Here is a 7,645-nt window from a genome sequence, read left to right on the forward strand (position 1 = left end):
GGGCTGTTTGGTGTGGGGTGGTGGTAGGCGTGGGTGAGGTCGGGGGTGAGGATGCGCCAGGAGACGGCGTCGATGACGAGGTGGTGGGCGAGGAGGAGGAGTCGTCCGGGGGTGGTGGGTCCGAGGGTGAGGTGGACGGCTTGGAGCATGATGCCGTGGGTGGGGTCGAGGCGGGTTTGGGCGGTGGTTTGGTGTTCGGTGATGGCGGTGGGGATGTCGGGGTGGCCGGTGAGGTCGGCGTGGTGGAGCAGGTTTGCGGCGTTGATGCTGCCTGGCGGGGGTATCCGCAACTCGCCTTCACCGTCTGCACTGGTGAGGGTGAGGCGGAGGATGTCGTGGTGGTCGATGACGGTTTGCAGGGCGGTGGCGAGACGTTGTTGGTCGAGGTTGGCGGGGACGGTGAGCAGGACTGATTGGTGGTAGGTGGTGAAGGGGCCGCCTCGTTCGAACAGGTCTCGCATGATGGGGGTGGCGGGGAGGGTGCCGGTGCCGTTTTCGTGGCGGGCTGGTGTGGTGGTGGGGATGTGGGTTGCTGCGGTGGCGAGGGCGGCGGGGGTTTGGTGCTGGAAGACCTGGCGGGGTGTGAGCAAGAGTCCTTCTTGGCGGGCGCGGCTGACGAGTTGGATGGACAGGATGCTGTCGCCGCCCAGAGCGAAGAAGCCGTCCTCCGGTCCGGCCTCGGGTATGGCCAGTACGTCGGCGAACAACTGGCACAGTGTGCGTTCGTGGGCATCGGCGGGGGCCCTTCCCTGACCGGTGCCGGTGGCTGCCGGTGTGGGGGCGGGTNGTTCCAGTGGGACGTAGTGGGAGGGGATCATGTAGTGGGGGAGTTGGTCGGCCAGCTGGGCCCGGATCTCGGCTGCGGGTGGTGGCTCGGCCCCAGCTTGCGCGGGCGTGAGGTAGGCGACGAGACGACGGTCGCCGGGGCGGTCCTCGCGGACGGTTACCACGGCCTGCCCAATACCGGGGTGTGTGGTGAGTGCGGCCTGGATCTCTCCCGGCTCGATGCGGAATCCGCGGACCTTGACCTGCTCGTCGGCCCGCCCGCAGAACTCCAACCACCCGCCAGGCGTCCACCGCACCAGGTCCCCGGTCCGGTACATCCGCTCCCCGCCACCGGTACCGTACGGGCAGGCCACGAACCGTTCCGCCGTCAGCCCTGGCCGCGCCCAGTACCCCCGCGCCACCCCACACCCCGCCACATACAACTCGCCCACCACACCCACCGGCACCAAACCCAACCCGGCATCCAGCACGAACACTCGGGAGTTCGGCACCGGGGAGCCGATCGGCACTGAGGTGTGCGCTGCCCCGTCGGAGTGCCACACCGTGGCGTAGACGGTCGCCTCGGTGGGGCCGTAGGCATTGACGATGCGCGCCTCGGGGAACCGGGACTGCGCGGTGGCCAGCAGCTGGGGGGAGAGGGCTTCGCCCGCCAGGACGATCGTGTCCAGAGATGAGCCTTCAGCCTGGTGGTGGGCGGAGAGCAGGCTCGCCAGGACCGAGGGAACGGCACTGAGCAGACCACCGGCCCCCAGCAGCCCCGGGTCGGCGGCCGCGGACAGCAGATCGGGGACGAGCCGCACCGTGCCGCCGAGCGTGAGCGGCACGAGCAGTTCGAAGACGGAGACGTCGAAGGTGACGGATGTCGTCGCCCTCACCTGCGCCAACCGGTCCGCGCCGAGGTCGTCCCGCGCCCAGGCCACCAGGTCCACCACATTGGCGTGAGAGACGACCACCCCCTTGGGCGTGCCCGTCGAGCCCGAGGTGTAGATGACGTACGCCGGATGCTCGGGAGCCAGCGGTGTCGGCCGTTCGCCATCGGACACGTCCGCCGGGTCGTGGCGTTGCGAGCGGGCATGGGTGTCGTCGGTGTCGAGGAGGAGCCAGGGCAGCGTGGCGGCGCTGGTGGGGAGGGTGTTGGCGAGTGTGCTGGTGGTGATGAGCAGAGTGGGTTCGCTGTCGTGGAGCATGAAGGCGATGCGGTCCGGTGGGTAGCCGGGGTCGAGGGGGACGTACGCGGCCCCGGCCTTGCTGACGGCCAGCACAGCGGTGATCAGCTCAGAGGAACGTGGCAGGGCCAGGGCGATACGGGTTTCCGGTCCGGCGCCGCGCGCGATGAGCAGCCGGGCCAGCCGGTTCGCGCGGGCATTGAGGTCCGCGTAGGTCATCGTCTCGCCCTCGAAGACCACCGCCGTGGCCTGCGGGGTGCGTGCCGCCTGCTCCTCGAACAGCTCCGGCAGCACCCGTCCCGCCCCGGCCGCCNCCCCCGCTCGTCGTGGCCGAGGAGGTCGATCCGGCTCAGGGCCTGGTCGGGACGGTCCGCGACGGCGTCCAGCACACGCACCAGGCGGTCGACGATCGCCTGGGCCGTGTGGCGCTCGAAGAGGTCGGTGGCGTACTCGAGGCTGCCCCGGATGCCGTTCGGCTCCCCGCCCTCGGCGGTGTGCGTCTCCGCGAGCGCGAAGGCCAGGTCGAACTTGGCCGTGTCGGTGGCCACCTCCAGCGGCTCGGCGGCCACTCCCGGCAGGGACAGCTCGGTCGCCCGAAGGTTCTGGAAGGTGAGCATCACCTGGAACAGCGGGTGCCGGGCCAGGGACCGGACCGGGTTGACCGCCTCCACCACGCGTTCGAACGGCACCTCCTGATGCGCGTACGCGGCTCCGTCCGTCTCCCGCACCCGTTCCAGGAGGGTCAGGAAGTCCGGATCCCCGCTGGTGTCGGTGCGCAGCACCAATGTGTTGACGAAGGGGCCGACGAGGTCGTGCACGGCCACCTCGTCCCGGCCGGCGAATGCCGTGCCCAGGGGGATGTCCGTCCCGGCGCCGAGCCGTGTCAGCAAGGCCGCGAGGGCGGCCTGGACCACCATGAACACGCTGGCGTCCCGGGCGCGGGCCAGCCGGGCCAGCCTCCGGTGCAGCGGGGCCGGAACGGCGATGTCCACGGTCGAGCCCTGGTGTCCGGCCACCGGCGGCCGCGGCCGGTCCGTCGGCAGCGGGAGCTCTTCGGGCAGCTCCGCGAGCGTCTCCTTCCAGAACGCGAGCTGCCGGGAGAGCACACTGTCATCCCGGTCCTCCACTCCCAGCACCTGACGCTGCCAGAGCCCGAAGTCCGCGTACTGCAGCGGCAGTTCGTCGCTCCAGTCGGGTTCCGAACCGGCCGTCCGGGCCCGGTAGGCGGTGGCGAGGTCGGCGAAGAGCGGTTCCAGCGACCAGCCGTCGGCCGCGATGTGGTGGACCACCACGAGCAGCACATGCTCGTCGTCGCCCTGCGGGAACAGGATTATGCGCAGCGGCAGTTCGGTGGCCAGGTCGAAGCCACGCCCGGCCTCCTTCGCCAGCGCCGTCCGGAGTGTGGTGTCCGACGCGCCCTCGGGTGGAGGCGCATCCCCGGTCGCATCCCCGGTCGCATCCCCGGTCGAGGACCCGGTCGTGGACCCGGCCGAGGGCCCGGTCGCGCCCACGCCCGTGTCCGTTTCGTCGGCCACCGGCCGCAGGTCCCGCACGGCGGCGTGCAGCGCGGACCGGGCCGCGTCCGGCCCCAGGATCCGCTGCCACGGCCGGCCGTCGTCCCCGTGCGGATAGACGGTGCGCAGCACCTCGTGCCGGGCCACGACGTCCCCCGCCGCGGCCATCAGCGCCTCCCGGTCCAGCGGGCCGCGGAGCCGCAGGCCGACCACGATGTTGTAGGTCGCCGCCCGATCGCCCTCCAACTCCTGCAAGAACCACAGCCGTTGCTGGGCGTACGACAGCGGCAGGCGGCCCGTACGCGCCATCGGCCCCAGCGGCGGGCGTGCCACGTCCCGTTCCGCGCCCTGGAGCGCCGCCGCCAACCGCTCCACCGTCGGTGCCTGGAACACTGCACGGATGCCCGGGTCGACGCCGGTGCGGGTACGGACCTGTCCCATCAGCCGCATCGCGAGCAGCGAATGCCCGCCCAGCTCGAAGAAGCTGTCCGCCACGCCCACCTCCGGCAGGCCCAGCACCTCGGCGTACAGCGCGCACAGCAGCCGCTCCCAGGGAGAGGCCGGTGACCGGCCGGTGCCCGGGGCGCCGACGGGGCCGGGCGCGGGCAGCGCCTTGCGGTCCAGCTTCCCGCTCGACGTCAGCGGCAACGCGTCCAGAGGCACCACCGCCGACGGCACCATGTGTTCCGGCAACCGCTCGCGGAGCCAGGAGCGCAGCTCGGCCGGGGCCGGTTCCCGACCCGGCCGGGCGACGGAGTAGGCGATGAGCCGAGGGTCACCCGGCCGGTCCTCGCGGACCGCCACGGCGGCCCGCGCCACCCGCGGATGCGATGCCAGCACCGCCTCGATCTCTCCCGGCTCGATCCGGAAACCCCGCAGCTTGACCTGGTGGTCGGCCCGGCCGAGGTACTCCAGCCGCCCGTCCCCGTCCCAGCGCACCAGGTCACCGGTGCGATACATCCGTGACCCGGCCGGGCCGTACGGATCGGCCACGAACCGCTCGGCGGTCAGGCCGGGACGGTCGAAATACCCGCGCGCCACACCCGTTCCCGCGATGTGCAGCTCGCCCACCACACCCGGCGGCAGCAGGCCCAGGTGCCGGTCCAGGACGTACCCGCGCGTGGTGTCCAGCGGTGTCCCGATCCGCGGCGCGCCGTCGTCATCGGCGCGGACGGTGGCCGTGGTGGACCAGACCGTGGTCTCGGTGGGCCCGTACAGGTTCACCACCTCGGCGCCGAGCGCGAGCAGCCGCCGCGCGAGCGGGGAGGGCAGCGCCTCGCCACCGCTGAGGACCCGCACCCCCGACAGCACCCTCGGCGGGTCCTCGCCGTCGGACACCTCGCCGAGCACCGCCTGCCACAGTGTGGGCGTGGCCTGCGCCATCGACACCGCGTGGCGGTCGATCAGCCCCAGCAGAGCGGCCGGATCGCGGGTCTGGCCCGCCGAGGCCAGGACGACGCGCGCCCCCGCCACGAGCGGCATGAACCACTCCACCGCCACCACGTCGAACGATGGCGTGGAGGCCGCCAGCACCGCGTCCGACCCGGTGAGCGGGGTGCGCCGGGCCATGGCCCGCAGGAACCGGCCGAGACCGCTCCGGGACGCCACCACACCCTTGGGCCTGCCGGTGGAACCGGAGGTGTAGAAGAGGTGCGCGGGGTGGTCCGGCAGCAGCGGACACCCGCGGTCCGCGTCCGTCAGATTGCCCGCCCCCGCTTTCGCCAGCCGGTCCGCCGTGGCCTCCGCGTCCAGCAGCAGCCGTGGCACCGTGGCCGCCTCCGCGGGCAGGGCCTCGGCGATCGCCACGGTCGTCACCAGGAGGGCCGGGCGGCTGTCGGTGAGCATGAAGGCCACGCGCCGCGCCGGGTAGTCCGGGTCGACGGACACGAAGGCGGCACCCGCCTTGAGGACGGCCAGCGCCGTGATGAGCAGGTCCGGGCCACGGGTCAGGGAGAGGGCGACCCGGGTCTCGGGCCCCGCGCCCGCCGCGACGAGCACCCGGGCCAGCCGGTTCGCCCGCGCGTTCACCTCCCCATAGCTGAGCCGCTGTTCCTCGAACACCACGGCCACGTCGGCCGACGTGCGCTCAACTTGGCGCTCGAACACCTCGGGCAGCAGCACCGTGTCATCGGCTTCGGCCACGCCGGGCGAGGCGTTGCCCCACTGCCGCAGCAGGCGCTCCCGCTCGGTCGGAGCCAGCACGTCGAGCTGCGCCACCGACCGCTCCGGGGCGTCCGCCACGCTCTCCAGCACCCGGACCAGACGCCGCGCGAGCTCCCGTACGGCCGAGTGGCCGAAGGCATCGGGACGGTAGCCCAGTTGCAGCCGCAGGGACTCGCCCGGGATGACGACCAGGGCCAGCGCGTAGTGGGTGGCGTCCCGGCCGGTGCTGCCCACCACCCGCAGCCCGTCCTCCGGCGCGCCGACCCGCTCGGGCCGCACCGGATAGTTCTCGAAGACCAGCACCGTGTCGAAGAGCTCGCCGGCCCCCGTGAGCGACTGCACCTCGATCAGCCCCAGATGCTGGTGCTCCGACAGCGCCGCCTGCCGCGCCTGCACCTCCTCCAGCAGGTCCAACAGCCGCTGGTCTGAGGTGAGTTGCACCCGCACCGGCAAGGTGTTGATGCACAGGCCGACCAGCGACTCGACACCGGGCACCTCCGGTGGCCGCACCGCGGCCGTGGCACCGAACACCACATCGTCGCGGCCGGTGAGCCGGCCCAGCAGCAGCCCCCACGCCACCTGCACCAGGGTATTCAGCGTCAGCCCCGAGGAGCGGGCCCGCCCGGTCAGCCGTGCCGTCAACCCGGCGGGCACATCCAGGCAGAACTCCCGGGGGACCACCGCCGTACGCCCGTACGCCTCCGGGGCCAGCAACGTCGGCTCCGCCACCCCGGCCAGCGCCTCGCGCCACGCCGCCCGGGCGGCGGTGGTGTCCTGCGCGGTGAGCCAGGCGAGATAGTCGCGGTAGGCCGCCGGGCGAGGCAGCAGAGCGTCGTCCCCGGCCTCCCCGTACAGGAAGAACAGCTCCTGCACCAGGACGGGTGTCGACCAGCCGTCCAGCAGGATGTGGTGGTGGGTCATGACCAGACGACTGCGCCCACCGCCGAGGCGGAACAGGGTGAACCGCATCAGTGGCGGCCGGGTGAAGTCGAACCGCGTGGTGCGGTCCTCGGCCAGCCAGCGCTCGTACTCCTCGTCCTGCTCGGCGGGGGAGAAGCCGCTGAGGTCGATCTCGTGCCACGGGGTCGGCGCATGGCGGGGCACGACCTGGACCGGCCTGGACAGGCCGTGGTGAAGGAACCCGGCCCGCAGATGGGGATGGCGGAGCAGCAGAGTGTCCACCGCCTGCCGGAAGCGGACGCTGTCGACGTCGCCCTCGAGGTCGAAGGCGAACTGCACCAGATAGACGTCCGGGGCCGCCTCGTCGTACACGGCGTGGAAGAGCAACCCCTCCTGCAGCGCGGTCAGCGGCAGTGTGTCGACGGCACCGGGAAACCTCCGCTCGACCGCGGCCACGTCCTCGGTGGTGAGGGAGAGCAACGGGAGCGTGGCGGCGGCCGGGGCGTCTGTAGTGGCCGGGGCGCCGGGCGGTGAGGTGAGGCGCGCCAGGGCGGCGGGGGTCTGGTGCTGGAAGACCTGGCGGGGGGTGAGCACCAGCCCCTCGCGGCGGGCGCGGCTCACCAGCTGCATGGACAGGATGCTGTCCCCGCCCAGGGCGAAGAACCCCTCCTCCACGCCTGGTTCCGGCACCCCCAGCACCTCGGCGAACAGACGGCACAGGACCGCTTCGCGCGGTGTCGATGGCGGGCGTCCCCCGGCCCCTCCGGCGCTCCGGGCGGGCGCGGGCAGCGCCGCGCGGTCGAGCTTGCCGCTCGGGGTGAGGGGCAGCGCGTCGAGGATGACGACCGTGGAGGGCACCATATGGGCCGGTAGCCGCTCGGCCAGATACGACCGCAGCTCATCCGGCGGCGTATCGCGGTGTTCCGGGCTGGTGGTGGTGTAGGCGATGAGGTGTTTGTTGTGGTGGTGGTCGTGGTGGAGGGTGGCGGCGGCGTGGGTGATGTGGGGGTGGGTGGTGAGGGTGTTTTCGATTTCGCCGAGTTCGATGCGGTAGCCGTGGAGTTGGATTTGGTTGTCGGTGCGGTGGTGGTAGTGGAGTTGGTGGGTGGTGGGGTG

The 7,645-nt window shown here is 72.4% G+C and carries 2 protein-coding genes; both read right to left on the reverse strand.

Annotated elements, in window-relative coordinates:
• Positions 1-2,171: amino acid adenylation domain-containing protein (locus IEJ02_RS47205; protein ID WP_498067139.1), on the reverse strand; the 2,171-nt coding region annotated here is incomplete at its 3' end.
• Positions 2,168-7,597, reverse strand: coding sequence for an amino acid adenylation domain-containing protein (locus IEJ02_RS47210; RefSeq protein ID WP_498067140.1), 5,430 nt, complete (start codon positions 7,595-7,597; stop codon positions 2,168-2,170). The genes IEJ02_RS47210 and IEJ02_RS47205, both read right to left, overlap by 4 nt.
• Positions 7,598-7,645: the final 48 nt, after the last annotated feature.

This window comes from Streptomyces sp. 5-10 (assembly GCF_014712245.1).
In the GTDB taxonomy this organism is placed as follows: Bacteria; Actinomycetota; Actinomycetes; order Streptomycetales; family Streptomycetaceae; genus Streptomyces; species Streptomyces violaceusniger.